This is a genomic window from Pseudomonas sp. BNK-44-b (assembly GCF_047456245.1).
Classification (GTDB): domain Bacteria; phylum Pseudomonadota; class Gammaproteobacteria; order Pseudomonadales; family Pseudomonadaceae; genus Aquipseudomonas; species Aquipseudomonas machongensis.
Map to the genome: position 1 here is coordinate 587498 of NZ_CP179908.1, position 21147 is coordinate 608644.

Genomic DNA, 21147 nt, shown 5'->3' on the forward strand with positions numbered 1-21147 from the left:
GAGTGGTCATGAAGTCAGCAGTGATCCAGATGGTCAGCCAGGACGGCGTACTGGCCAACCTGCAGCGGGCTCACGTGCTGCTGGAGCAGGCCGCTGACAGCGGTGCACGGCTGGCGGTGCTGCCGGAGAATTTCGCGGCCATGGGGCGGCGCGATGCGGCGGCGATCGGTCGCGCCGAGGCGCTTGGCGAAGGCCCGATCCTGCCATGGTTGAAACGCGCCGCACGCGACCTCAGGTTATGGATTGTTGCCGGCACCTTGCCGTTGCCGCCGGTCGATGAGCCCGAGGCCAAGGCCCATGCCTGCTCGCTGCTGGTCGATGAGGACGGCGAGATCGCCGCGCGTTACGACAAGCTGCACCTGTTCGATGTGGACGTGGCCGATAACCGCGGGCGCTATCGCGAATCGGACGATTACGCCCATGGCGCGCAGGTGGTGGTGGCCGATACGCCGGTTGGACGCCTGGGCTTGTCGGTGTGCTACGACTTGCGCTTTCCCGAGCTCTACAGCGCCCTGCGCGCTGCCGGGGCCGAGTTGATCAGCGCGCCGTCGGCGTTCACTGCGGTGACCGGCGCGGCACATTGGGAAGTGTTGATCCGTGCCCGCGCCATCGAAACCCAATGCTACATGCTGGCCGCCGCGCAGGGCGGTATCCATCCAGGTCCGCGGGAAACCCATGGCCATGCGGCGATCGTCGACCCTTGGGGGCGGATCGTCGCCGAACATGCGCATGGCGAAGCGATATTGCTCGCCGAGCGCGACGCTGAAGAACAAGCGTCCATACGGGCGCGCATGCCGGTCGTTTCGCACCGGCGCTTTTTCTCGCAGGACGCCTTGCGGCCTGCGCACACCTCGGAGTGACTATGAGCCAGATGTTATCCACCGTCAGCGAGCAGCTCCTGGCCCCGGGCGGACTGACCCTGGACAGCCTGCAGGCTGTGCTGGGTGAGTTGGCAGGGCCCGGCATCGACGCTGCCGACCTGTATTTCCAGGGGCAGATCTCGGAAACCTGGGCACTGGAAGACGGTATCGTCAAGGAAGGCAGTTTCAACCTCGACCAGGGTGTCGGCGTGCGTGCATTGTCTGGCGAGAAGACCGGCTTCGCCTACAGCAACGCAATCAACCTTGAAGCCCTGACGTCAGCGGCGCGCGCCGCCCGCTCGATCTCCCGCGCCGGCCAGAACGGCAAGGTGCAGGCCTTCCGCAGCCAGGACGTGACCGCCCTGTACGCACCGGGCAACCCGCTCGATGTCCTGAGCCGCGCCGAGAAAGTCGAACTGCTCAAGCGCGTCGATGCTGCCACCCGTGCCCTCGACCCGCGTATCCAGCAGGTCAGCGTGAGCATGGCGGGCGTGTGGGAGCGGATCCTGGTGGCGGCGGCCGATGGCAGCCTGGCCGCGGATGTGCGGCCGCTGGTGCGTTTCAACGTCAGCGTCATCGTCGAACACAACGGTCGCCGCGAGCGGGGCGGCCAGGGCGGGGGCGGGCGTACCGACTACCGCTACTTCACCGAAGAGCGGGTGATGGGCTATGCCCGCGAGGCGCTGCGCCAAGCGCTGGTCAACCTCGAGGCGCAACCTGCACCGGCCGGCACGCTGCCGGTGGTGCTCGGTCCCGGTTGGTCGGGCGTACTGCTGCATGAAGCAGTCGGCCACGGTCTGGAAGGTGATTTCAACCGCAAAGGCAGCTCGGCCTACAGTGGGCGGATCGGTGAGGCGGTGGCGTCGAAGCTGTGCACCATCGTCGATGACGGCACGCTGGAAGGCCGTCGCGGTTCGCTGAGCGTCGATGACGAAGGCACGCCGACCGAATGCACCACGCTGATCGAGAACGGCATCCTCAAGGGCTACATGCAGGACAAGCTCAATGCCCGCCTGATGGGTATGGCGGTGACCGGCAATGGTCGACGCGAATCCTATGCGCACCTGCCGATGCCGCGCATGACCAACACCTACATGCGTGCCGGCGAGAGTGACCCGCAGGAGATCATCGCCTCGGTGAAGAAGGGCATCTACTGTGCCAATCTCGGCGGCGGCCAGGTGGACATTACCAGTGGCAAGTTCGTGTTCTCCACCAGCGAGGCGTACCTGATCGAAGACGGCAAGATCACCGCGCCGGTCAAGGGCGCGACCCTGATAGGCAATGGGCCGGAGGCGATGAGCCGAGTGTCGATGGTCGGTAACGACCTGGCCCTGGACAGCGGAGTCGGTACCTGTGGCAAGGATGGGCAGTCGGTGCCGGTTGGCGTTGGCCAGCCGACCCTGAAGCTGGACGCGATCACCGTGGGCGGTACCGGGGCTTGATGACAAGCCCTGCCTGCAGGAGTGGCCTTGTGTCGCGCAAAGGCCGCCAGGCGGCCCCGAGATCTCGGCGACACAGACAGGGCTGCCGTGCAGCCCTTTCGCGATGCGATGCCGCGCCTACAAGAGGTCGGTGGCGGTGCTCAGCGCAGGCCGCGTTGCAGCTCGTCGAGGTCACGGATGTACTTGAACACCTTGCGCGCAGCGGCAGGCGGCTTGTTCCGCGCCTTTTCGTGCTGGGCATGGCGGATCAGCGAGCGCAGTTGCTGGCGATCGGTATCGGGGAACTCCTGGACGAAGCGCTCGAGGTCTTCGTCGTTGCCGTCGATCAACCGGTCGCGCCAGCGCTCGAGGCCGTGGAAACGTTCGTTGTACTGGCGCGTGGAGCTGTCTATCTGCTCGAGCAGCGCATGGATGGCCTCCAGGTCCTGTACGCGCATCAGCTTGCCGACGAACGACATGTGGCGTTTGCGGGCACCGTGGGCGGTGTGTTTGGACGCTTCCTCCAGTGCTTTGCGCAACTCGTCGGTGAGTGGCAGGCGCGCGAGGATATCGGGCTTGAGCGTGGTGAGGCGCTCGCCGAGTTCGACCAGCGCATGCAGCTCGCGCTTGATCTGGGTCTTGCTTTTTTCGCCGTCGAAGGCGTCGTCGTATGAATCAACCATGGTGGCAGTCCGCAGGAAATCGCCGCCATGATAACCAGTCGGGGGCCGCTTTGTCCGGCCCGGTCGAAGAATGGCCCTCGCCGAACGCAGAATTTGAGTGGAGAAAACCATGAGTGCAGTCCAGAGCGTAGGTCCTAAGGACCTGCCAGCGTTGCAGGAGCAGGTCGAGGCGATCGTTGCCGAAGCGCGCCGCCAGGGCGCCAGCGCCTGCGAGGTGGCGGTTTCGCTGGAGCAGGGCCTGTCCACAAGCGTGCGCCAGCGCGAGGTCGAAACAGTCGAGTTCAACCGCGACCAGGGCTTTGGCATCACCCTCTACGTGGGCCAGCGCAAGGGCTCGGCCAGTACTTCGGCGAGCGGTCCGGAGGCCATTCGCGAAACAGTGGCTGCTGCATTGGCCATTGCCAAGCACACCTCCGAGGATGAGTGCTCGGGCTTGGCCGACGCGGCACTGATGGCGCGTGAAATGCCCGACCTCGACCTCTACCACGATTGGGACATCGAGCCCGAGCGTGCCATCGAGATGGCCCTGGAGTGCGAGGCGGCCGCCTTCGATGCCGATAAGCGTATTCTCAATGCCGACGGCACCACCCTCAACACGCACCAGGGCGTGCGGGTGTATGGCAACAGTCACGGCTTCATCGGTGGCTACGCCTCGACGCGCCACAGCCTGAGCTGTGTGATGATCGCCGAAGGCGAAGGGCAGATGCAGCGCGACTACTGGTATGACGTCAATCGCCAAGGCCAATTGCTGGCCGACCCGCGCAGTATTGGCCAGCGCGCTGCCCAGCGTGCCGCCAGCCGTCTGGGCGCACGTCCAGTGCCGACCTGCGAGGTGCCGGTGCTGTTCGCTGCGGAACTGGCTGGCGGGTTGTTCGGCAGCTTCCTGTCGGCGATCTCTGGTGGCAACCTTTACCGCAAGTCGTCGTTCCTTGAAGGCACCCTGGGCCAGCGTCTGTTCCCGACCTGGCTGACCCTCGACGAGCGTCCGCACATTCCACGTGCGCTGGGCAGTGCCGCGTTCGACGGCGATGGCCTGGCCACTTATGCCAAACCGTTCATCGACAAGGGCGAACTGGTGTCCTACATCCTGGGTACCTATGCCGGTCGCAAGCTCAAACTGCCCAGCACCGCCAACGCAGGCGGGGTGCATAACCTGTTCGTCACCCATGGCGTCGAAGACCAGGCTGCACTGATCCGTCGCATGGGGCGCGGCTTGCTGGTGACCGAACTGATGGGGCATGGCCTTAACATGGTAACGGGCGACTACTCCCGTGGCGCTGCGGGTTTCTGGGTGGAGAACGGTGAAATCCAGTTCCCGGTCCAAGAAGTGACCATCGCCGGCAATATGAAAGACATGTTCCAGCAGATTGTGGCGATTGGCAGCGATATTGAAACGCGCAGCAATATTCACAGCGGTTCAGTGCTGATCGAACGAATGACCGTCGCCGGTAGCTGACGGCGCACCGCTGACCCACGCTTGACGACAAACCCGGCCATCGCGCCGGGTTTTTGTTTGTGGCTCCGCCCTTGAAGTGATTCTAATTATCAATTAATAATGAATATCATTATCCAGCAACCCCGGCGATGATGTTCATGAAAACCGTCCTCCACGAATTGCCCTACCTGGAAAACTGGCGCTGGTTGAGTCGGCGCATCCGCTGTGCCCTCGAGCCGGACGAACCGCGGCTGATCGAACACTATCTGGCCGAGGGGCGCTATCTGGTCTGTTGCACCGAGACCTCGCCCTGGACCGTGGCGTTGACCTCCTTCCGTCTGCTGCTGGATACCGCCTGCGACCGCATGTTGCCCTGGCATTGGCGCTGCCAGTGCCTTGACCAGGCCTGGCGCCCGCTGCTTGACCTGCGCAACCTCGACCGTTGCGAGCAGAACGAGCGCTGGCAGCCCTATGCGATGCAACTGGCCAGTTGCGTGTTGCTGCCTTCGATTTCTCCCGATGAACTGATGCAAGGATCCGATGATGAGTAATACCCGTATCGAGCGTGACAGCATGGGCGAACTGCAGGTGCCTGCCCAGGCGCTGTATGGTGCCCAGACCCAGCGCGCGGTCGACAACTTCCCGGTCAGCGGCCAGCGCATGCCGCTGCAGTTCATTCGGGCACTGCTGTTGGCCAAGGCCGCAGCAGCCAAGGCCAACATCGCGCTGGAGCAACTGAGCGCGGAGCAGGGCGGTGCCATCGTCAAGGCGGTCGAGCAACTGCTGGCCGAGGACTTCATCCAGCATTTCCCGGTGGACGTGTTCCAGACCGGCTCCGGCACCAGCTCCAACATGAACGCCAACGAGGTCATCGCAACCCTGGCCAGTCGTGTGCTGGGTGACGAGATCAACGCCAACGACCATGTCAATTGCGGTCAGAGCAGCAACGACATCATTCCGACCACCATTCATGTCAGCGCAGCGCTGGCCCTGCACGAGCAACTGCTGCCGGCGCTGGGGCATCTGGTTCAGGTGATCGAGGCCAAGGCTGTCGAGGTTCACCGTTACGTCAAGACCGGCCGCACCCACCTGATGGATGCCATGCCGGTGCGCATGAGCCAGGTCCTGGGGGGCTGGGCGGCACAGATCAAGGGCGCCCAAGCGCATCTGGAAGCCACCTTGCCCGCCCTGCAGGCGCTGGCCCAAGGCGGCACAGCGGTCGGCACCGGGATCAATGCCCACCCGCAATTCGCCGTGGGCTTTGCCCGTGAACTGAGCGACCTGACCCGTATCCCGTTCACCCCTGGGGAAAACCTGTTCGCCCTGATCGGCTCCCAGGACACGGCCGTGGCGTTGTCCGGCCAGCTCAAGACCACCGCTGTCGCGCTGATGAAGATCGCCAACGACCTGCGCTGGATGAACTCAGGCCCCCTGGCCGGGCTTGGCGAAATCGAGCTCGAGGGGCTGCAACCGGGCTCTTCGATCATGCCGGGCAAGGTCAACCCGGTGATTCCCGAGGCCACTGCGATGGTTGCCGCGCAGGTTATCGGCAACGACGCGACCATCGCCGTCGCCGGCCAGTCGGGTAATTTCGAACTCAATGTCATGCTGCCGGTGATCGCCCGCAACTTGCTGGAGAGCATCGAGCTGATGGCCAATGCCAGTCGCCTGCTGGCAGATAAGGCGATCGCCAGCTTCAAGGTCAATGAGCCGAAGCTCAAGGAGGCGCTGTCGCGCAATCCGATCCTGGTCACGGCACTGAACCCGATCATCGGCTACCTCAAGGCCGCCGAGATTGCCAAGACCGCCTACAAGCAAGGTCGCCCGATCGTGGAGGTGGCGCTGGAGCATACCGACTTGTCGCGTGATCAGCTCGAGGCCCTGCTGGATCCGGAAAAACTCACCGCTGGCGGTATCTGATCCACGGTCCTCGCCCAGGAGACACGTCATGCAGCATTGGAAACGCACTACGGAAACCGCTAATCGCCTGTTCGACCAAGGCGAACTGGTAGACGCCCGGGAGCACTACCTGCAAGCCCTGGCCCTGGCGCAGGTGCTGTTCGAGCGCTGGCATGACGTTGACGAGGCGGTGGCGGCCTTTGTCATCGCCCACCACAACCTGGCTGACCTGCACCTGCGCCTGAATCAGCCCCATGAAAGCGCCGATTACCTGTGTGCGGCCCATCAGCGGCTGCTACAGGCCAGTCAGGAGCCGCGTCTGCCCCAGGCCCTGCGTGATGCCGCGTTGCGCCACAGCGGACGTACCTACACCGAGCTGTTGAGCTTTATCGCCGAATACGGCCAGTACCCACGCACCGAGCGCTTGCTCAATCGCCATGTGCCTGAAGCAAGCGAACTGGCTGCCCGGCCGGATGCCACCCACCGTTCACCTGCATACGGAATTCACTGACATGCCCCACACCTTGCCTGCACTGCCTTACGCCTACGATGCGCTGGAGCCGCACATCGATACCCAGACCATGGAGATTCACCACAGCAAGCACCACCAGACCTATGTGAACAACCTCAACGCCGCCATCGAAGGGACCGAGTGGGCCGAATGGCCGATCGACAAGCTGGTCGGCGCGGTCAAGCAGTTGCCCGAAAAGCTGCAAGGAGCGGTGATCAATCAGGGCGGCGGCCACGCCAACCATGCGTTGTTCTGGACCGTGATGTCACCCAAGGGCGGTGGTCAACCCCAGGGGCAGGTCGCCCAGGCCATCGATACGCAGCTCGGCGGCTTCGAGGCGTTCAAGGAGGCGTTCACCAAGGCCGCGCTGACCCGTTTCGGCAGTGGTTGGGCCTGGCTCAGCGTGACCCCGGCCAAGACGCTGGTGGTGGAGAGCAGCGGCAACCAGGACAGTCCGCTGATGCACGGCAACACACCGATCCTGGGGTTGGACGTGTGGGAGCACGCTTACTACCTGAAGTACCAGAACCGTCGTCCGGAATACATCGGTGCCTTCTACAACGTCGTCGATTGGACGGAAGTTGAGCGTCGCTACCTTGAAGCCCTGAAGTGAGTCGATCTGTCATGCGCTCCGAGGTGATGTCTGTCAGCAGTGTGCGCCTGTTCCGACTGGCGCTTGGGACTTTGCTGTTGCTTGTCGGAACCGCGCTGTTGGTGGCGCGGGGCATCGCCTGGTTGGACCTGGAGCCGCGCATGTTACGTGCGCTTGAAGGCGGTGCATTGTGCGCACTGGGCACGGCGCTGGGCGCGGTACCGGTGCTGGTGATCCGCAACATGCCTGTGGCGGTAGCTGACACCTTGCTTGGCTTCGGTGCTGGGGTGATGTTGGCAGCCACCGCGTTCTCTCTGATCATCCCGGGCCTTGATGCGGCTCAGTCCATTGGCTTCAGCCCTTGGGGCGCCGGTGGCCTGGTCAGTGCCGGGTTGTTGTTCGGGGCGCTGTGCCTGTTCCTGGTCGACTTGAGAATCTCCGGGGTTTCGCCGGAGTCCATGGTCGGGCAAGGCAATCAGCCGGTGATCGCTGCGCGGATCTGGCTGTTCGTGGCCGCGATCATCGCGCACAACATCCCGGAAGGCATGGCTATTGGTGTTTCCGCTGGCGGCGGCATGCCAGACGCCGATAGCCTGGCCATGGGCATTGCCCTGCAGGACGTGCCGGAGGGGCTGGTGATCGCGTTGGTGTTGGCGGGGGCTGGGATGTCGCGGTTCAAGGCCTTCCTGATCGGTGCTGCATCCGGGCTGGTGGAGCCGGTGGCGGCGGTGATCTGTGCCTGGCTGGTGAATGTTGCCGAGCTGCTGCTACCGCTTGGGCTTGCGTGTGCGGCAGGAGCGATGTTGCTGGTGGTGACCCAGGAAATCATTCCCGAGTCACGCAGCAATGGCAATCATCGCCTGGCAAGCCTGGGGTTATGCATCGGCTTCTGCCTGATGATGGTGATGGACACTGCGATGTCCTGAGGCTGTCAGGCAAGGGACGGGGCGGGAGCTTACTCGCCTTCGTCGAAATAATTGTTGATCAGCGCCACCAGTGCATCCAGTGCGTCGTTGTCCTGCTCGCCTTCGGTATGCAGGTGCACTTGGGTGCCTTTGCCCGCGGCCAGCATCATCACTGCCATGATGCTCTTGCCGTCCACCAGCTTGTCGGGGGCTCGCCCGACCCGAACCTGGCAGGGGAACTTCCCGGCCACGCCGACGAACTTGGCTGCCGCCCGGGCGTGCAGGCCCAGCTTGTTGATGATGGTGATTTCGCGGGCGGGCATCGTGGGGTGGATCCTGTGGGTTAGAGGTCGCGGTGACGGACCTGGACGTTTTTCAGGGTTTGCTGCAGCAGTTGTCCGAGGCGCTCGGTGATATAGACAGAGCGGTGGTGTCCGCCGGTGCAGCCGATGGCGATGGTGACGTAGGCGCGGTTGCTGGCGGCAAAGCGCGGTAGCCACTTCAACAGGTAGCTGGAGATGTCCTGGAACATTTCCTCGACGTCCGGTTGTGCTGCCAGGTACTCGATCACTGGCGCTTCAAGGCCAGAGTGCTCGCGCAACTCGGGTTTCCAGTAAGGGTTTGGCAGGCAGCGCACGTCGAACACCAGATCGGCGTCCACCGGCATGCCGCGTTTGAAACCGAAGGATTCGACGAGAAAAGCGGTGCCGGGTTCAGGCTGGTTGAGCAGGCGCAGCTTGATCGAGTCACGCAGCTGGTAAAGATTAAGGCTGGTGGTATCGATCTTGAGGTCGGCGAGGTCGGCGATGGGGCCGAGCAGTTCGCTTTCGACGCGGATCGCTTCGGCGAGCGAACGGTCCGCGTTGGTCAGCGGGTGGCGACGGCGGGTTTCGGAGAACCGCTTGAGCAGCGTGTCCTCGTCGGCGTCCAGGTACAGCACGTCACACTGGATGTGACGCGCGCGAGCGTCCTCGAGCAATTCGGGGAAGCGCGACAGATGGCTTGGCAGGTTGCGCGCATCGATGGACACGGCGACCTTGGGTTGCATCAGTTCGGTATTGATCAGCGCGTTTTCCGCCAACTGCGGCAGCAACCCGGCGGGCAGGTTGTCGATGCAGTAGTAGCCGTTGTCTTCCAGCACATCGAGCGCGGTGCTCTTGCCGGAGCCGGACCGGCCGCTGACGATGATCAGGCGCATGTTCAGTGCTCGTTCTGTGCGTCCAGGACTACCTGGTAGAGGGCTTCGCTGCTGTCGGCGGCACGCAGGCGATCACGGACTTCCTTGCGATCGAGCATGCTGGCGATCTGGCGTAGCAGTTCGAGGTGGGCATCGGTGGCCGCTTCCGGGACCAGCAGCACGAACAGCAGGTCCACAGGGGCGCCGTCGATGGCGTCGTAGTCGATGGGAGCGTCCAGATGCAGCAGGGCGCTGACGGGGGCAGTACAACCTTCCAGGCGGCAGTGTGGAATGGCGATGCCATTACCGAAACCGGTGGAGCCCAGTTTTTCGCGAGCGATGAGCTTTTCGAAGACGTCTTGCATCGCAAGCTCAGGTACTTGCTCGGCAATCAGGTTGGCGACCTTTTCCAGGGCGCGCTTCTTGCTGCCGCCCGGCACGTTCACGAGGGAACGGCCGGGGGTCAGGATGGTTTCAAGTCGGATCATGGATGAGGGGGATCAGCGGGCAGCTGCACCTTGCAGCAGGCTTTGCTGTTTTTCCTTGTGTTTTTTCAGTTGGCGGTCGAGCTTGTCAGCCAGTGCGTCGATCGCGGCATACATGTCTTGGTGTTCAGCGTTGGCGACCACTTCGCCGCCGGGAATCTGGAGTGTCGCTTCAACCTTCTGCTGCAGCTTTTCGACTTTCATGATCACCGTTGCATTGGTGATCTTGTCGAAATGTCCTTCCACGCGGGCGAGCTTCTCGAGCACGTATTCGCGCAGTGGTTGGGTGACTTCTACATGCTGGCCACTGATGTTGACTTGCATACAGCTTCTCCTTTGTTGCCCGTGCATAAAGAGGCAGGTATTGCACCTGCCACTGAAACGCTGTGGCACATCCCGGCGCTACATCAATCGCTTGCGCTCGCTCGACGGGGCAATCCCCAGCGATTCGCGGTACTTGGCGACGGTGCGGCGGGCTACCTGGATGCCTTGTGCCTCCAGTAAACCAGCGATCTTGCTGTCACTCAATGGCTTTTTCTGATTTTCCGCGGCCACCAGTTTCTTGATGATCGCGCGGATCGCCGTAGACGAGCATTCGCCGCCTTCGGCGGTGCTCACGTGGCTCGAGAAAAAGTATTTCAATTCGTAGATGCCGCGGGGGGTGTGCATGTACTTCTGTGTGGTGACCCGCGAAATGGTCGATTCGTGCATGCCTACCGCTTCGGCAATGTCGTGCAGCACCAGCGGTTTCATGGCTTCGTCGCCATGATCGAGGAAGCCGCGCTGATGTTCGACGATTTGCGTGGCCACTTTCATCAGCGTCTCGTTGCGGCTTTGCAGGCTCTTGATGAACCAGCGCGCTTCCTGCAGCTGGTTGCGCATGAAGGTGTTGTCGGCGCTGGTGTCGGCGCGGCGGACGAAGCCTGCATACTGCGGATTGACTCGCAGGCGAGGCACCGCTTCCTGGTTCAGTTCGACCAGCCAGCGGTCGCTGTCCTTGCGTACGATGACGTCTGGGATCACGTACTCCGGCTCGCTGGATTCGATCTGCGAACCCGGGCGCGGATTGAGGCTTTGCACCAGCTCGATGACCTGGCGCAGCTCGTCTTCCTTGAGCTTCATGCGACGCATCAGCTGGCTGTAGTCGCGGCTGCCGAGCAGGTCGATGTAGTCGGTGACCAGGCGCTGGGCTTCGGCCATCCACGGCACGCTCGCCGGCAGCTGGCGCAGTTGCAGCAGCAGGCATTCGCCCAGGTTGCGGGCGCCGACGCCGGCCGGCTCGAATTGCTGGATGCGGTGCAGCACCGCTTCGACTTCATCCAGCTCGATGTCCAGCTCGGGATCGAACCCGGCGCAGATTTCCTCGAGGCTGTCTTCCAGGTAGCCCTGGTCGTTGATGCTGTCGATGAGGGTGACCGCGATCAGGCGGTCGGTGTCGGACATCGGTGCCAGGTTGAGCTGCCACAGCAGGTGGCTCTGCAGGCTTTCGCCGGCAGAGGTGCGGGTGGTGAAGTCCCACTCGTCGTCATCGTTGCTTGGCAGGCTGCTGGCACTGGTCTGGTAGATGTCTTCCCAGGCCGTGTCGACCGGCAATTCGTTGGGGATGCGCTCGTTCCACTCGCCTTCTTCGAGGTTTTCCGTGCTGACGGTGGTTTCCTGGAAGCTGTTGTCCTGGGCTTCGGCGGCAGGTTTGCTTTCGCCGTTTTCCGCCATTGGATCGCTGTTGTCGAAGTCGTCGCCGTCTTCCTGACGTTCGAGCATCGGATTGGATTCCAGCGCTTCCTGGATTTCCTGCTGGAGGTCCAGGGTGGAGAGCTGGAGCAGACGGATGGCCTGTTGCAACTGCGGGGTCATCGTCAGTTGCTGGCCCATTTTTAGGACGAGCGATGGTTTCATGGCTGGGGCTTAATACCTTGTTCGCCGGCGCGCATGCGCCATCCACTACAGGGCGCCGGAGCGCCAAATCTTAAGCAAGTTATATGCCTGAAATTGTAGCGTTTGCCTAGAGCACTGTAACACTTAAGCCCGTTTCACCAGGCATTTCCAATGCTCCAGGCAGCTCCCGGGCGTCAGAGTCGGAACTCGTGGCCCAGGTAGACTTCCTTGACCAACTGGTTGGCCAGGATGGTCTCGGCGTCGCCTTCGGCGATCAGTTGACCATCGTTGACGATATAGGCGGTCTCGCAGATGTCGAGCGTTTCGCGCACGTTGTGGTCGGTGATCAGTACGCCGATGCCCTTGGCCTTCAGATGGTGGATGATCTGTTTGATATCACCCACGGAAATCGGGTCGACGCCGGCGAAGGGTTCGTCCAGCAGGATGAATTTCGGCGCAGTCGCCAGGGCGCGGGCAATTTCGACGCGACGGCGTTCGCCACCGGACAGGCTCATGCCGAGGTTGTCGCGGATGTGGCTGATATGGAACTCCTGCAGCAGGCTTTCCAGCTCCTTGCGCCGTCCATCGCGGTCCAGGTCCTTGCGTGTCTCGAGGATGGCCATGATGTTGTCGGCGACCGACAGCTTGCGGAAGATCGACGCTTCCTGCGGCAGATAGCCGATGCCTGCCTGGGCCCGGCCATGCATGGGCTGGTGGCTGACATCGTTGCTGTCGATGAGCACGCGGCCCTGGTCGGCCTGGACCAGCCCTACGATCATGTAGAAGCAGGTGGTCTTGCCGGCGCTGTTGGGGCCGAGCAGGCCGACGATCTGGCCGCTGTCGATCGACAGGCTGACGTCACGGACGACCTGGCGGCCCTTGTAGCTCTTGGCCAGGTGCTGGGCTTTGAGGGTTGCCATTTACTCGGCCTTTTTCTTCGGTTGGATCACCATGTCGATACGCTGACGAGGTGCGGTCACGTTACCACCACGGCCAGCGGTCGCCACCTGGGTCTTGGTGTTGTAGACGATCTTCTCGCCTTCGGTGGTGTTGCCTTCGTTCTCGACCTTGGCGCGGTCGGTGAGGATGACGATATCCTTCTGCGCCTGGTACTGGATGGTGACGGCCCAGCCCTTCATCTTGTCAGGTTTTGCAGCGCTCTGCTGTTGCTCGAAGTAGGCCAGGTTGCCCACCGAGGTCACGACGTCGATGTCGCCGGAGGCGGCGCGAGTCATGGTCACGGTGTTGCCTTTGATCATCATCGAGCCCTGGGTGATGATCACATCGCCGGTGTAGGTGGCAACGCCCTGTTTGTCGTCCAGATGCGCGTTGTCCGCCTGGATGCGGATTGGCTGGTCACGGTCGTTCGGCAGGGCCAAGGCGCTCGCGCTTCCCAGTGCTGCGCTCAGGCTGAGCAAAAGGGGGAGGGTTTTAACGAGCCTCATACTGTCCTCTTACGTTGGACAGCAGGTCCATCCTGCCGTCTTCCAAATATGCTTTCATTCCTACACCCGTAGTCGTGCCACCGGCGCCGTCGATTCTAACGGCTTGGGCGGTCTGCGCATATTGCTTCTGCGGGAACACCGTCATGCGGCTACTGGTGATCAGGGTGTCGCGTTGTTTTTCGTCGGTGCGGGCGATCCGCACGTTGTCGATCAGTTCGACCTCGGTACCGTCCGGGTTGACCTCGGCGCGCACGCTCTGCACATGCCATGGGAACGCTGTCCCACGGTAGATGTGCATGTCTGGCGTGGTCACCAGGGTGACTTCGCTGGCCTTCAGGTGCTCGACCTTGTCCGCGGTCATTTCGTATTGCAGCCTGCCGTCGGGCAGGTACTGTACGCTGTGGGCGTTGATCGCATAGTAGTCGATGGCGCTTTCGTCGACCTGGGCCGTGGGCTTGTCGAGGAAGCTCTCGGGGCTGATGTTCCAATAGCCGACCGCCACCAGCAGCGCAGCGATGGCTGCCAGCAGCACGGCATTTCGAAGTTTCTTGCTGAGCATGGCGTGGCCTACAGGTAATGGGCGTTGGCAGCGTCCAGGGTACCCTGGGCCTGCATGATCAATTCACAGAACTCGCGGGCTGCGCCTTCGCCGCCGCGTGCCTGGGTGACGCCGTGGGCGTGCTCGCGGACGAAGGTCGCGGCATTGGCCACGGCCATGCCCAGGCCCACCCGGCGGATTACCGGGAGGTCGGGAAGGTCGTCGCCCAGGTAGGCGACCTGCTCGTAGCTCAGGCCCAGCTCGGCGAGCAGGCCGTCCAGCACCACCAGCTTGTCTTCGCGGCCCTGGAACAGGTGTGGAATGCCCAGGTTCTTTGCCCTGCGCTCGACCACGGGGGTCTTGCGTCCACTGATGATCGCGGTGGTTACGCCCGAGGCCATGAGCATCTTGATGCCGTGGCCATCGAGGGTGTTGAAGGTCTTGAATTCGCTGCCGTCCTCGAGGAAGTACAGGCGGCCGTCGGTCAGCACGCCGTCCACGTCGAAGACGGCCAGCTTGATGGCTTGGGCGCGTTGCATCAGGTCCTGGGTCATTTACATCACTCCGGCGCGCAGCAGGTCGTGCATGTTCAGGGCGCCGGTCGGACGATCCTGGTGATCGACCACTACCAGTGCGCTGATCTTGTGGTCTTCCATGATCTTCAAGGCTTCGGCGGCGAGCATTTCGGCGCGGGCGGTCTTGCCGTGAACGGTCATGACTTCGTCGATGAGCGTCTTGTGCACGTCGATGTTGCGATCCAGGCTACGACGCAGGTCGCCGTCGGTGAAGACGCCGGCCAGGCGGCCGTCATGCTCCATGACCACGGTCATGCCCAGGCCCTTGCGCGACATTTCCAGCAAGGCGTCCTTGAGCAGTGTGCCGCGCTGCACCTGGGGCAGTTCGTCGCCCGCGTGCATGACGTTCTCGACTTTCAACAGCAGGCGACGGCCCAGGGCGCCACCCGGATGGGAGAACGCGAAATCCTCGGCGGTGAAGCCGCGAGCCTCGAGCAGGGCGATGGCCAGGGCATCGCCCAGGACCAGTGCGGCGGTGGTGGACGAGGTGGGTGCCAGGTTCAGCGGGCAGGCTTCCTGGGCGACGCTGGCGTCGAGGTTGACTTCTGCAGCCTGTGCCAGTGGTGAGTCGGGCTTGCCGGTCAGGCTGATCATCTGGATGCCCAGGCGCTTGATCAGCGGCAGCAGCGTGACGATCTCGGCGGTGCTGCCGGAGTTGGACAGGGCGAGGATGACATCGTCGCGGGTGATCATGCCCATGTCGCCGTGGCTGGCTTCGGCCGGGTGCACGAAGAACGACGGGGTGCCGGTGCTGGCGAGGGTGGCGGCGATCTTGTTGCCGATATGGCCGGACTTGCCCATGCCGACCACGACAACCCGCCCCTTGCTGGCCAGGATCAGCTCGCAGGCCTTGACGAAATTGTCGTCGATACGGGCCCGCAGGCCTTCTACGGCCTCGAGTTCCAGGCGCAGGGTGCGCTGGGCGGATTGGATCAGCTCGCTGGATTGGCTCATGTCGAAAAAGCAATGCCTGATGAAAAGGCGCCGATTATAGCGGCAATGTTTGAAACGCTCACCTTCGAGTTGTCGTAGGCAGTTGCAAAATTGCTGTACGGTGCCTGAACGACTCGGGGAAATGGCCTTGGGGACAACTTTGCGCGGTGCTATAGTTCGCCGCTATTCGGCCCGCCAGGGATGCGTGTGCCTTCATGATGAAGGCAGGCGTCCATGTAGACGAGGCTGCATTGCAAGGAGTCTAGATGAGTTCGGATAGCGCCTACGCGGTCGAGTTGAAGGGCGTCACCTTCAAACGCGGTTCGCGCAGCATTTTCAGCAATGTCGACATCCGTATCCCCCGCGGCAAGGTCACTGGCATCATGGGGCCTTCCGGGTGCGGCAAGACAACCCTGCTGCGCCTGATGGGCGCGCAACTGCGCCCCTCCAGTGGTGAAGTCTGGGTAGGCGGGCAGAACCTGCCGGCCCTGTCGCGCAGCGACCTGTTCGATGCCCGCAAGCAGATGGGGGTGCTGTTTCAGAGTGGTGCGCTGTTCACCGACCTGGATGTCTTCGAGAACGTGGCCTTCCCGCTGCGCGTGCACACCCAGTTGTCCGACGAGATGATTCGCGACATCGTCCTGATGAAATTGCAGGCCGTGGGCCTGCGCGGTGCCATCGACCTGATGCCGGACGAGCTGTCAGGCGGCATGAAGCGCCGTGTGGCGCTGGCCCGGGCGATTGCGCTGGATCCGCAGATTCTCATGTACGACGAGCCTTTCGTCGGCCAGGACCCTATCGCCATGGGCGTTCTGGTGCGCCTGATCCGCCTGCTCAACGACGCCCTGGGCATCACCAGTATCGTCGTCTCGCATGACCTGGCCGAGACCGCGAGCATTGCCGACTACATCTATGTGGTCGGTGATGGCCAGGTGCTGGGGCAGGGCACGCCGGACGAACTGATGGGTTCGGACAACCCGCGTATCCGCCAGTTCATGAAGGGCGATCCGGACGGTCCGGTGCCATTCCACTTTCCTGCGCCAGACTACCGCGCCGATCTGCTGGGGACGCGTTGATGCGCAGAAAATCCATACTCGAACGCATTCGCCTGTTCGGGCGCGCCGCCATCGACGTGCTGGCCGTGCTCGGGCGCTCGTGCCTGTTCCTCTTCCATGCCCTGGCCGGACGTGGCGGCATCGGTGGCGGCTTCCAGCTGTTGACCAAGCAGCTCTATTCGGTGGGTGTGCTGTCGCTGGCGATCATCGTGGTATCCGGCATGTTCATCGGTATGGTGCTGGCCCTGCAGGGCTATAGCATCCTCACCAAGTACGGCTCCGAGCAGGCCGTCGGCCAGATGGTTGCCCTGACGCTGCTGCGCGAGCTGGGACCGGTCGTCACGGCGCTGCTGTTCGCCGGGCGTGCGGGTTCGGCACTGACGGCCGAGATCGGCAACATGAAGTCCACCGAGCAGCTCTCCAGCCTGGAGATGATCGGTGTCGACCCGCTCAAGTACATCGTCGCCCCGCGCCTCTGGGCCGGCTTCATCTCGCTGCCGCTGCTGGCGCTGATCTTCAGCGTGGTCGGCATCTGGGGTGGGTCGTGGGTGGCCGTGGACTGGCTGGGGGTCTACGAGGGCTCGTTCTGGGCCAACATGCAGAACAGTGTTTCTTTCAGCGATGACGTGATCAACGGGCTGATCAAAAGCCTGGTGTTTGCCTTCGTCGTCACCTGGATCGCCGTATTCCAGGGGTATGACTGCGAACCCACTTCAGAGGGGATCAGCCGTGCCACCACCAGGACCGTGGTCTATGCCTCGTTGGCAGTCCTGGGTCTGGACTTTATTCTGACCGCCTTGATGTTTGGAGATTTCTGATGCAAAACCGCACCCTGGAAATCGGTGTCGGCCTGTTCCTCCTGGCCGGGATCCTGGCGCTGCTGCTGCTGGCCTTGCGTGTCAGCGGCCTGTCGGCCAGTCCGACCAGCGACACCTATAAAGTTTATGCGTACTTCGACAATATCGCCGGTTTGACTGTCAGAGCTAAAGTGACCATGGCCGGTGTGACCATCGGCAAGGTCACGGCCATCGATCTGGATCGCGATTCCTATACCGGTCGGGTCACCTTGCAGCTGGACAAGTCGGTCGACAATCTGCCGACCGATTCCACTGCTTCGATCCTGACCGCCGGGTTGCTCGGCGAGAAGTACATCGGCATCAGCGTGGGCGGTGAAGAGCAGGTGCTCAAGGATGGCAGCACCATCCACGACACTCAGTCGGCCCTGGTGCTGGAAGATCTGATTGGCAAGTTCCTGCTCAACTCCGTTGGCAAGGAACCGAAAGAAGCCCAACCAGCTAATTGAGGAGTTTCCATGATTTCGATCCTGCGACGTGGCCTGCTGGTCCTGCTGGCGGCCTTCCCCCTGATGGCCCTGGCGGCGCCGGGCCAGTCTCCGCGCGACGTGGTTCAGGGCACCACCACTGAACTGCTGTCCGACCTCAAGGCGAACAAGGCGCAGTACAAGTCCAACCCGACCGCTTTCTATGATGCGCTCAATCGCATCCTTGGCCCGGTGGTCGATGCTGACGGCATCTCCCGGAGCATCATGACCGTCAAGTACTCGCGCAAGGCCACGCCCGAGCAGATGCAGCGCTTCCAGGAGAATTTCCGCCGCAGCCTGTTCCAGTTCTACGGCAACGCACTGCTTGAATACGACAACCAGGGCATCACCGTCGATCCAGCCAAGCCGGATGATGGCCAGCGTGCTTCGGTGGGCATGAAGGTGTCTGGCAACAATGGCGCGGTATACCCGGTCCAGTACACCCTGGAAAACATCGGTGGTGAGTGGAAGGTGCGTAATGTCATCGTCAATGGCATCAATATCGGCAAACTGTTCCGCGACCAGTTCGCCGACGCGATGAACCGTAATGGCAACAACCTCGACAAGACCATCGACGGCTGGGCTGGCGAAGTGGCCAAGGCCAAGGAAGCTGCCGACAGCTCTCCCGAGAAGACGGTCAAATGAGTGAAGCCGACATGACGATGACCGAGCCGGGTGTCTTGCGCCTGGCCGGTGTGCTGGACTATCGCAGCGGGCAGGCCCTGCGCAAGCAGGGCAAGGCCTTGATCGCCGCCAGCCGCGAGCAGCGGCTGGTGCTCGACTGCTCGGCCGTGAGCAAGTCCAGCAGCGTGGGGTTGTCATTGTTGCTGGCGTTCATGCGGGATGCCCAGGCTGCTGGCAAGGCCTGGGAAGTGCGCGGCATGCCTGCAGACATGAGTGAAATCGCCGAGGTCTACGACCTCGATGAAGTGCTGGCGGGCTGATGGCCCGTCATCAAGGGAAGGCCCCTCGGTCAGCGCGTCCTCGTATGGGCTTCGCAGGCGAGGGGCTTTTTTGTATCATGGCCGACCCGCGCGCACTGGGCGCCGATTGAGGTTGAGCATGCAGGCCTTAGAAGTTAAGAGCTTCCTTGAAGAAAAACTGCCGGGAACCCGGGTCGAAGTTGAAGGCGAAGGCTGCAACTTCCAGTTGAACGTGATCAGCGACGAGCTGGCCGGCCAGAGCCCGGTCAAGCGTCAGCAGGCGATCTATGCTCACCTGAATCCGTGGATCGCCAACGGCAGCATCCATGCGGTAACGATGAAATTTTTCAGCAGCGCAGCCTGGGCTGAGCGCACCTGAGCCAACGTTGGCGGCGAGATTGAAATGGACAAACTGATTATTACTGGCGGCGCGCGCCTCGACGGCGAGATCCGCATTTCCGGCGCGAAGAACGCGGCCCTGCCGATTCTGTCGGCCACGCTCCTGGCCGATGGCCCGGTCACCGTCGGCAACCTGCCACACCTGCACGACATCACCACCATGATCGAGCTGTTCGGGCGCATGGGCATCGAGCCTGTGATCGACGAGAAGCTGGCGGTGGAGATCGATCCGCGCACCATCAAGACGTTGGTTGCGCCCTACGAGCTGGTCAAGACCATGCGCGCCTCGATCCTGGTACTCGGCCCGATGGTCGCCCGCTTCGGCGAGGCCGAAGTCGCCTTGCCAGGTGGCTGCGCCATCGGTTCGCGTCCGGTCGACCTGCACATCCGTGGCCTTGAAGCCATGGGCGCGAAGATCGAAGTCGAAGGTGGTTACATCAAGGCCAAGGCCCCTGAAGGCGGCCTGCGTGGCGCGCACTTCTTCTTCGACACGGTCAGCGTGACCGGTACCGAGAACATCATGATGGCTGCTGCGCTCGCCAAGGGCCGCAGCGTGCTGCAGAACGCCGCGCGCGAGCCTGAAGTGGTCGACCTGGCCAACTTCCTGATCGCCATGGGTGCGAAGATCCAGGGCGCCGGTACCGACACCATCACCATCGATGGTGTCGAGCGCCTGCACTCGGCCAGCTACCGTGTGATGCCCGACCGTATCGAGACCGGTACCTACCTCGTCGCTGCTGCTGTTACCGGCGGCCGCGTCAAGGTCAAGGACACCGATCCGACCATCCTCGAAGCCGTTCTCGAGAAGCTCAAGGAAGCTGGCGCCGACATCGCGACCGGTGAAGACTGGATCGAGCTGGACATGCACGGCAAGCGGCCCAAGGCCGTCAACCTGCGTACCGCGCCGTATCCGGCATTCCCGACCGACATGCAGGCACAGTTCATCTCCCTCAACGCCATTGCCGAAGGCACGGGCGCCGTGATCGAGACGATCTTCGAAAACCGCTTCATGCACGTGTACGAGATGCACCGCATGGGCGCGCAGATCCAGGTCGAGGGCAATACCGCCATCGTCACCGGGGTCAAGGCGCTCAAGGGTGCGCCCGTGATGGCTACCGACCTGCGCGCTTCGGCGAGCCTGGTACTGTCTGCGCTGGTCGCCGAAGGTGATACCCTGATCGACCGCATCTACCACATCGACCGTGGTTACGAGTGCATCGAGGAAAAACTGCAGATGCTGGGCGCGAAGATCCGTCGCGTACCGGGCTAGTCGCGCTCTCTGCCTGTGATCGGCACACGGACGTGCCAGCCGAATCGAACACGGCCAGGTCGATGACCTGGCCGGCTGTAGCCGCTTAAGGACCGACGTTGCAATGTTGACCATCGCGCTTTCCAAAGGCCGTATTCTCGACGATACCCTGCCGCTGCTGGCCGAGGCCGGTATCGTGCCGACCGAGAACCCGGACAAGAGCCGCAAGCTGATCATCCCCACCACGCAGGACGACGTGCGCCTGCTCATCGTGCGTGCCACCGACGTGCCGACCTACGTCGAGCATGGTGCCGCCGACCTGGGTGTGGCCGGCAAGGACGTGTTGATGGAATACGGCGGCCAGGGCCTGTACGAGCCGCTCGACCTGCAGATCGCCAAGTGCAAGCTGATGACCGCTGGCGTCGTTGGTGCACCCGAGCCCAAGGGGCGTCTGCGTGTGGCCACCAAGTTCGTCAACGTAGCCAAGCGCTATTACGCCGAACAAGGCCGCCAGGTCGACATCATCAAGCTCTATGGCTCCATGGAGCTGGCCCCGCTGATCAACCTCGCCGACAAGATCATCGACGTGGTGGATACCGGTAACACCCTGCGCGCCAATGGCCTCGAGCCACAGGAGCTGATCGCCACGATCAGTTCGCGCCTGGTGGTGAACAAGGCCTCCATGAAGATGCAGCACGCCCGTATCCAGAATCTCATCGACACCCTGCGCAAGGCTGTCGAATCGCGACACCGCGGCTGACTTCTGCGCGCGACCTTCGCTGTCGCGCCCGTCTATCCGCGTCATAGCCACTTTTCTCGGGTGCCCGCGCGGATGGACTGGTAGCCTAGGGCGCCTGAGCATTCGC

The 21147-nt window shown here is 62.6% G+C and carries 27 protein-coding genes; 16 read left to right on the forward strand and 11 right to left on the reverse strand.

What is annotated here, in order from left to right; all coding sequences use genetic code 11:
- The first annotated feature begins 8 nt into the window (after positions 1 to 8).
- Complete coding sequence (locus ACMGGG_RS02890) at positions 9 to 860, forward strand: carbon-nitrogen hydrolase family protein (protein WP_063543152.1); 852 nt, start codon at positions 9 to 11, stop codon at positions 858 to 860.
- 2 nt (positions 861 to 862) lie between these two features.
- Entirely contained in the window at positions 863 to 2302 is a 1440-nt protein-coding gene (gene tldD / locus ACMGGG_RS02895) for a metalloprotease TldD (RefSeq protein WP_054894392.1), read from the forward strand.
- A gap of 140 nt (positions 2303 to 2442) precedes the next feature.
- Here tldD and yjgA read toward each other — a convergent pair whose 3' ends face one another.
- On the reverse strand, positions 2443 to 2964 hold the full coding sequence (yjgA, locus tag ACMGGG_RS02900; protein WP_063543154.1) for a ribosome biogenesis factor YjgA: 522 nt from the start codon (positions 2962 to 2964) through the stop codon (positions 2443 to 2445).
- Positions 2965 to 3073: 109 nt separating this feature from the next.
- Between yjgA and pmbA the strand changes: the two genes are divergently transcribed.
- From pmbA to ACMGGG_RS02930, 6 genes are all read left to right on the forward strand, one after another.
- The gene (gene pmbA / locus ACMGGG_RS02905) at positions 3074 to 4420 is read left to right on the forward strand and encodes a metalloprotease PmbA (RefSeq protein WP_151925733.1); all 1347 of its coding nucleotides are present in this window, start codon (positions 3074 to 3076) and stop codon (positions 4418 to 4420) included.
- Between the two features lie 128 nt (positions 4421 to 4548).
- Positions 4549 to 4950, forward strand: a complete 402-nt coding sequence (locus ACMGGG_RS02910; protein ID WP_082421003.1) for a FagA protein — start codon at positions 4549 to 4551, stop codon at positions 4948 to 4950.
- Entirely contained in the window at positions 4943 to 6319 is a 1377-nt protein-coding gene (locus tag ACMGGG_RS02915; protein ID WP_063543159.1) for a class II fumarate hydratase, read from the forward strand. Before ACMGGG_RS02910 ends, ACMGGG_RS02915 begins: the two co-directional genes overlap by 8 nt.
- Before the next feature lie 28 nt (positions 6320 to 6347).
- Complete coding sequence (locus tag ACMGGG_RS02920) at positions 6348 to 6809, forward strand: hypothetical protein (protein WP_065863254.1); 462 nt, start codon at positions 6348 to 6350, stop codon at positions 6807 to 6809.
- 1 nt (position 6810) lies between these two features.
- Entirely contained in the window at positions 6811 to 7422 is a 612-nt protein-coding gene (locus ACMGGG_RS02925) for a superoxide dismutase (protein ID WP_063543163.1), read from the forward strand.
- 11 nt (positions 7423 to 7433) lie between these two features.
- Complete coding sequence (locus ACMGGG_RS02930; protein WP_063543165.1) at positions 7434 to 8327, forward strand: ZIP family metal transporter; 894 nt, start codon at positions 7434 to 7436, stop codon at positions 8325 to 8327.
- Between the two features lie 29 nt (positions 8328 to 8356).
- Here the strand turns inward: ACMGGG_RS02930 and ACMGGG_RS02935 are convergent, their stop codons facing one another.
- The 10 genes from ACMGGG_RS02935 to ACMGGG_RS02980 all read right to left on the reverse strand — a co-directional run bounded on the left by ACMGGG_RS02935 (position 8357) and on the right by ACMGGG_RS02980 (position 15355).
- Positions 8357 to 8629 carry an HPr family phosphocarrier protein gene (locus tag ACMGGG_RS02935; protein WP_054894385.1) on the reverse strand — a complete coding sequence of 91 codons (273 nt, stop codon included), beginning with the start codon at positions 8627 to 8629 and terminating at the stop codon, positions 8357 to 8359.
- Between the two features lie 20 nt (positions 8630 to 8649).
- A complete protein-coding gene (rapZ, locus tag ACMGGG_RS02940) occupies positions 8650 to 9504 on the reverse strand; it encodes an RNase adapter RapZ (RefSeq protein WP_063543167.1) in 855 nt (284 codons plus the stop codon).
- 2 nt (positions 9505 to 9506) lie between these two features.
- The gene (gene ptsN, locus ACMGGG_RS02945) at positions 9507 to 9971 is read right to left on the reverse strand and encodes a PTS IIA-like nitrogen regulatory protein PtsN (RefSeq protein ID WP_054894383.1); all 465 of its coding nucleotides are present in this window, start codon (positions 9969 to 9971) and stop codon (positions 9507 to 9509) included.
- 12 nt (positions 9972 to 9983) lie between these two features.
- Positions 9984 to 10292: a ribosome hibernation-promoting factor, HPF/YfiA family gene (hpf, locus tag ACMGGG_RS02950; protein ID WP_054894382.1), complete on the reverse strand. Its 309-nt coding sequence runs from the start codon at positions 10290 to 10292 to the stop codon at positions 9984 to 9986.
- Positions 10293 to 10370: 78 nt separating this feature from the next.
- Positions 10371 to 11864: an RNA polymerase factor sigma-54 gene (locus tag ACMGGG_RS02955; protein ID WP_063543169.1), complete on the reverse strand. Its 1494-nt coding sequence runs from the start codon at positions 11862 to 11864 to the stop codon at positions 10371 to 10373.
- A 173-nt stretch (positions 11865 to 12037) separates the two neighbouring features.
- The gene (gene lptB, locus ACMGGG_RS02960) at positions 12038 to 12763 is read right to left on the reverse strand and encodes an LPS export ABC transporter ATP-binding protein (RefSeq protein WP_414160009.1); all 726 of its coding nucleotides are present in this window, start codon (positions 12761 to 12763) and stop codon (positions 12038 to 12040) included.
- Positions 12764 to 13288: a lipopolysaccharide transport periplasmic protein LptA gene (gene lptA / locus ACMGGG_RS02965; RefSeq protein ID WP_054894379.1), complete on the reverse strand. Its 525-nt coding sequence runs from the start codon at positions 13286 to 13288 to the stop codon at positions 12764 to 12766.
- The gene (gene lptC, locus ACMGGG_RS02970) at positions 13275 to 13847 is read right to left on the reverse strand and encodes an LPS export ABC transporter periplasmic protein LptC (protein ID WP_054894378.1); all 573 of its coding nucleotides are present in this window, start codon (positions 13845 to 13847) and stop codon (positions 13275 to 13277) included. The genes lptA and lptC overlap by 14 nt, the downstream gene beginning before the upstream one ends.
- Before the next feature lie 8 nt (positions 13848 to 13855).
- Entirely contained in the window at positions 13856 to 14380 is a 525-nt protein-coding gene (locus ACMGGG_RS02975) for a KdsC family phosphatase (protein WP_054894377.1), read from the reverse strand.
- A complete protein-coding gene (locus tag ACMGGG_RS02980) occupies positions 14381 to 15355 on the reverse strand; it encodes a KpsF/GutQ family sugar-phosphate isomerase (RefSeq protein ID WP_054894376.1) in 975 nt (324 codons plus the stop codon).
- 245 nt (positions 15356 to 15600) lie between these two features.
- On the opposite strand from ACMGGG_RS02980, the gene ACMGGG_RS02985 reads away from it, so the two are divergent.
- From ACMGGG_RS02985 to hisG, 8 genes are all read left to right on the forward strand, one after another.
- Complete coding sequence (locus ACMGGG_RS02985; protein ID WP_054894375.1) at positions 15601 to 16410, forward strand: ATP-binding cassette domain-containing protein; 810 nt, start codon at positions 15601 to 15603, stop codon at positions 16408 to 16410.
- Positions 16410 to 17207: a lipid asymmetry maintenance ABC transporter permease subunit MlaE gene (gene mlaE, locus ACMGGG_RS02990; protein WP_063543173.1), complete on the forward strand. Its 798-nt coding sequence runs from the start codon at positions 16410 to 16412 to the stop codon at positions 17205 to 17207. Before ACMGGG_RS02985 ends, mlaE begins: the two co-directional genes overlap by 1 nt.
- Positions 17207 to 17692, forward strand: coding sequence for an outer membrane lipid asymmetry maintenance protein MlaD (gene mlaD, locus ACMGGG_RS02995; RefSeq protein WP_054894373.1), 486 nt, complete (start codon positions 17207 to 17209; stop codon positions 17690 to 17692). The genes mlaE and mlaD overlap by 1 nt, the downstream gene beginning before the upstream one ends.
- Positions 17693 to 17701: 9 nt before the next feature.
- A complete protein-coding gene (locus tag ACMGGG_RS03000; RefSeq protein ID WP_063543175.1) occupies positions 17702 to 18355 on the forward strand; it encodes a phospholipid-binding protein MlaC in 654 nt (217 codons plus the stop codon).
- A complete protein-coding gene (locus ACMGGG_RS03005) occupies positions 18352 to 18654 on the forward strand; it encodes a lipid asymmetry maintenance protein MlaB (protein ID WP_414160010.1) in 303 nt (100 codons plus the stop codon). The genes ACMGGG_RS03000 and ACMGGG_RS03005 overlap by 4 nt, the downstream gene beginning before the upstream one ends.
- Before the next feature lie 118 nt (positions 18655 to 18772).
- Positions 18773 to 19012, forward strand: coding sequence for a BolA family protein (locus ACMGGG_RS03010; RefSeq protein WP_054894370.1), 240 nt, complete (start codon positions 18773 to 18775; stop codon positions 19010 to 19012).
- A 24-nt stretch (positions 19013 to 19036) separates the two neighbouring features.
- Complete coding sequence (murA, locus tag ACMGGG_RS03015) at positions 19037 to 20302, forward strand: UDP-N-acetylglucosamine 1-carboxyvinyltransferase (protein WP_063543177.1); 1266 nt, start codon at positions 19037 to 19039, stop codon at positions 20300 to 20302.
- A gap of 103 nt (positions 20303 to 20405) precedes the next feature.
- Positions 20406 to 21041, forward strand: coding sequence for an ATP phosphoribosyltransferase (gene hisG, locus ACMGGG_RS03020; RefSeq protein ID WP_063543179.1), 636 nt, complete (start codon positions 20406 to 20408; stop codon positions 21039 to 21041).
- The last annotated feature ends 106 nt before the right edge of the window (positions 21042 to 21147 follow it).

Bases quoted from the DNA above. Each gene is read 5' to 3' on its own strand.
- ACMGGG_RS02890 (WP_063543152.1), top strand. From the start codon at position 9: ATGAAGTCAGCAGTGATCCAGATGGTCAGCCAGGACGGCGTACTGGCC.
- ptsN (WP_054894383.1), bottom strand. From the start codon at position 9,971: ATGATCCGACTTGAAACCATCCTGACCCCCGGCCGTTCCCTCGTGAAC.
- ACMGGG_RS02915 (WP_063543159.1), top strand. From the start codon at position 4,943: ATGAGTAATACCCGTATCGAGCGTGACAGCATGGGCGAACTGCAGGTG.
- mlaD (WP_054894373.1), top strand. From the start codon at position 17,207: ATGCAAAACCGCACCCTGGAAATCGGTGTCGGCCTGTTCCTCCTGGCC.
- pmbA (WP_151925733.1), top strand. From the start codon at position 3,074: ATGAGTGCAGTCCAGAGCGTAGGTCCTAAGGACCTGCCAGCGTTGCAG.
- ACMGGG_RS03005 (WP_414160010.1), top strand. From the start codon at position 18,352: ATGAGTGAAGCCGACATGACGATGACCGAGCCGGGTGTCTTGCGCCTG.
- mlaE (WP_063543173.1), top strand. From the start codon at position 16,410: ATGCGCAGAAAATCCATACTCGAACGCATTCGCCTGTTCGGGCGCGCC.
- ACMGGG_RS02980 (WP_054894376.1), bottom strand. From the start codon at position 15,355: ATGAGCCAATCCAGCGAGCTGATCCAATCCGCCCAGCGCACCCTGCGC.
- ACMGGG_RS03010 (WP_054894370.1), top strand. From the start codon at position 18,773: ATGCAGGCCTTAGAAGTTAAGAGCTTCCTTGAAGAAAAACTGCCGGGA.
- ACMGGG_RS02935 (WP_054894385.1), bottom strand. From the start codon at position 8,629: ATGCCCGCCCGCGAAATCACCATCATCAACAAGCTGGGCCTGCACGCC.
- ACMGGG_RS02920 (WP_065863254.1), top strand. From the start codon at position 6,348: ATGCAGCATTGGAAACGCACTACGGAAACCGCTAATCGCCTGTTCGAC.
- hisG (WP_063543179.1), top strand. From the start codon at position 20,406: ATGTTGACCATCGCGCTTTCCAAAGGCCGTATTCTCGACGATACCCTG.
- lptB (WP_414160009.1), bottom strand. From the start codon at position 12,763: ATGGCAACCCTCAAAGCCCAGCACCTGGCCAAGAGCTACAAGGGCCGC.
- ACMGGG_RS02925 (WP_063543163.1), top strand. From the start codon at position 6,811: ATGCCCCACACCTTGCCTGCACTGCCTTACGCCTACGATGCGCTGGAG.
- tldD (WP_054894392.1), top strand. From the start codon at position 863: ATGAGCCAGATGTTATCCACCGTCAGCGAGCAGCTCCTGGCCCCGGGC.
- hpf (WP_054894382.1), bottom strand. From the start codon at position 10,292: ATGCAAGTCAACATCAGTGGCCAGCATGTAGAAGTCACCCAACCACTG.
- rapZ (WP_063543167.1), bottom strand. From the start codon at position 9,504: ATGCGCCTGATCATCGTCAGCGGCCGGTCCGGCTCCGGCAAGAGCACC.
- murA (WP_063543177.1), top strand. From the start codon at position 19,037: ATGGACAAACTGATTATTACTGGCGGCGCGCGCCTCGACGGCGAGATC.
- yjgA (WP_063543154.1), bottom strand. From the start codon at position 2,964: ATGGTTGATTCATACGACGACGCCTTCGACGGCGAAAAAAGCAAGACC.
- ACMGGG_RS02985 (WP_054894375.1), top strand. From the start codon at position 15,601: ATGAGTTCGGATAGCGCCTACGCGGTCGAGTTGAAGGGCGTCACCTTC.
- ACMGGG_RS02910 (WP_082421003.1), top strand. From the start codon at position 4,549: ATGATGTTCATGAAAACCGTCCTCCACGAATTGCCCTACCTGGAAAAC.
- ACMGGG_RS02930 (WP_063543165.1), top strand. From the start codon at position 7,434: ATGCGCTCCGAGGTGATGTCTGTCAGCAGTGTGCGCCTGTTCCGACTG.
- ACMGGG_RS02955 (WP_063543169.1), bottom strand. From the start codon at position 11,864: ATGAAACCATCGCTCGTCCTAAAAATGGGCCAGCAACTGACGATGACC.
- ACMGGG_RS02975 (WP_054894377.1), bottom strand. From the start codon at position 14,380: ATGACCCAGGACCTGATGCAACGCGCCCAAGCCATCAAGCTGGCCGTC.
- lptC (WP_054894378.1), bottom strand. From the start codon at position 13,847: ATGCTCAGCAAGAAACTTCGAAATGCCGTGCTGCTGGCAGCCATCGCT.
- lptA (WP_054894379.1), bottom strand. From the start codon at position 13,288: ATGAGGCTCGTTAAAACCCTCCCCCTTTTGCTCAGCCTGAGCGCAGCA.
- ACMGGG_RS03000 (WP_063543175.1), top strand. From the start codon at position 17,702: ATGATTTCGATCCTGCGACGTGGCCTGCTGGTCCTGCTGGCGGCCTTC.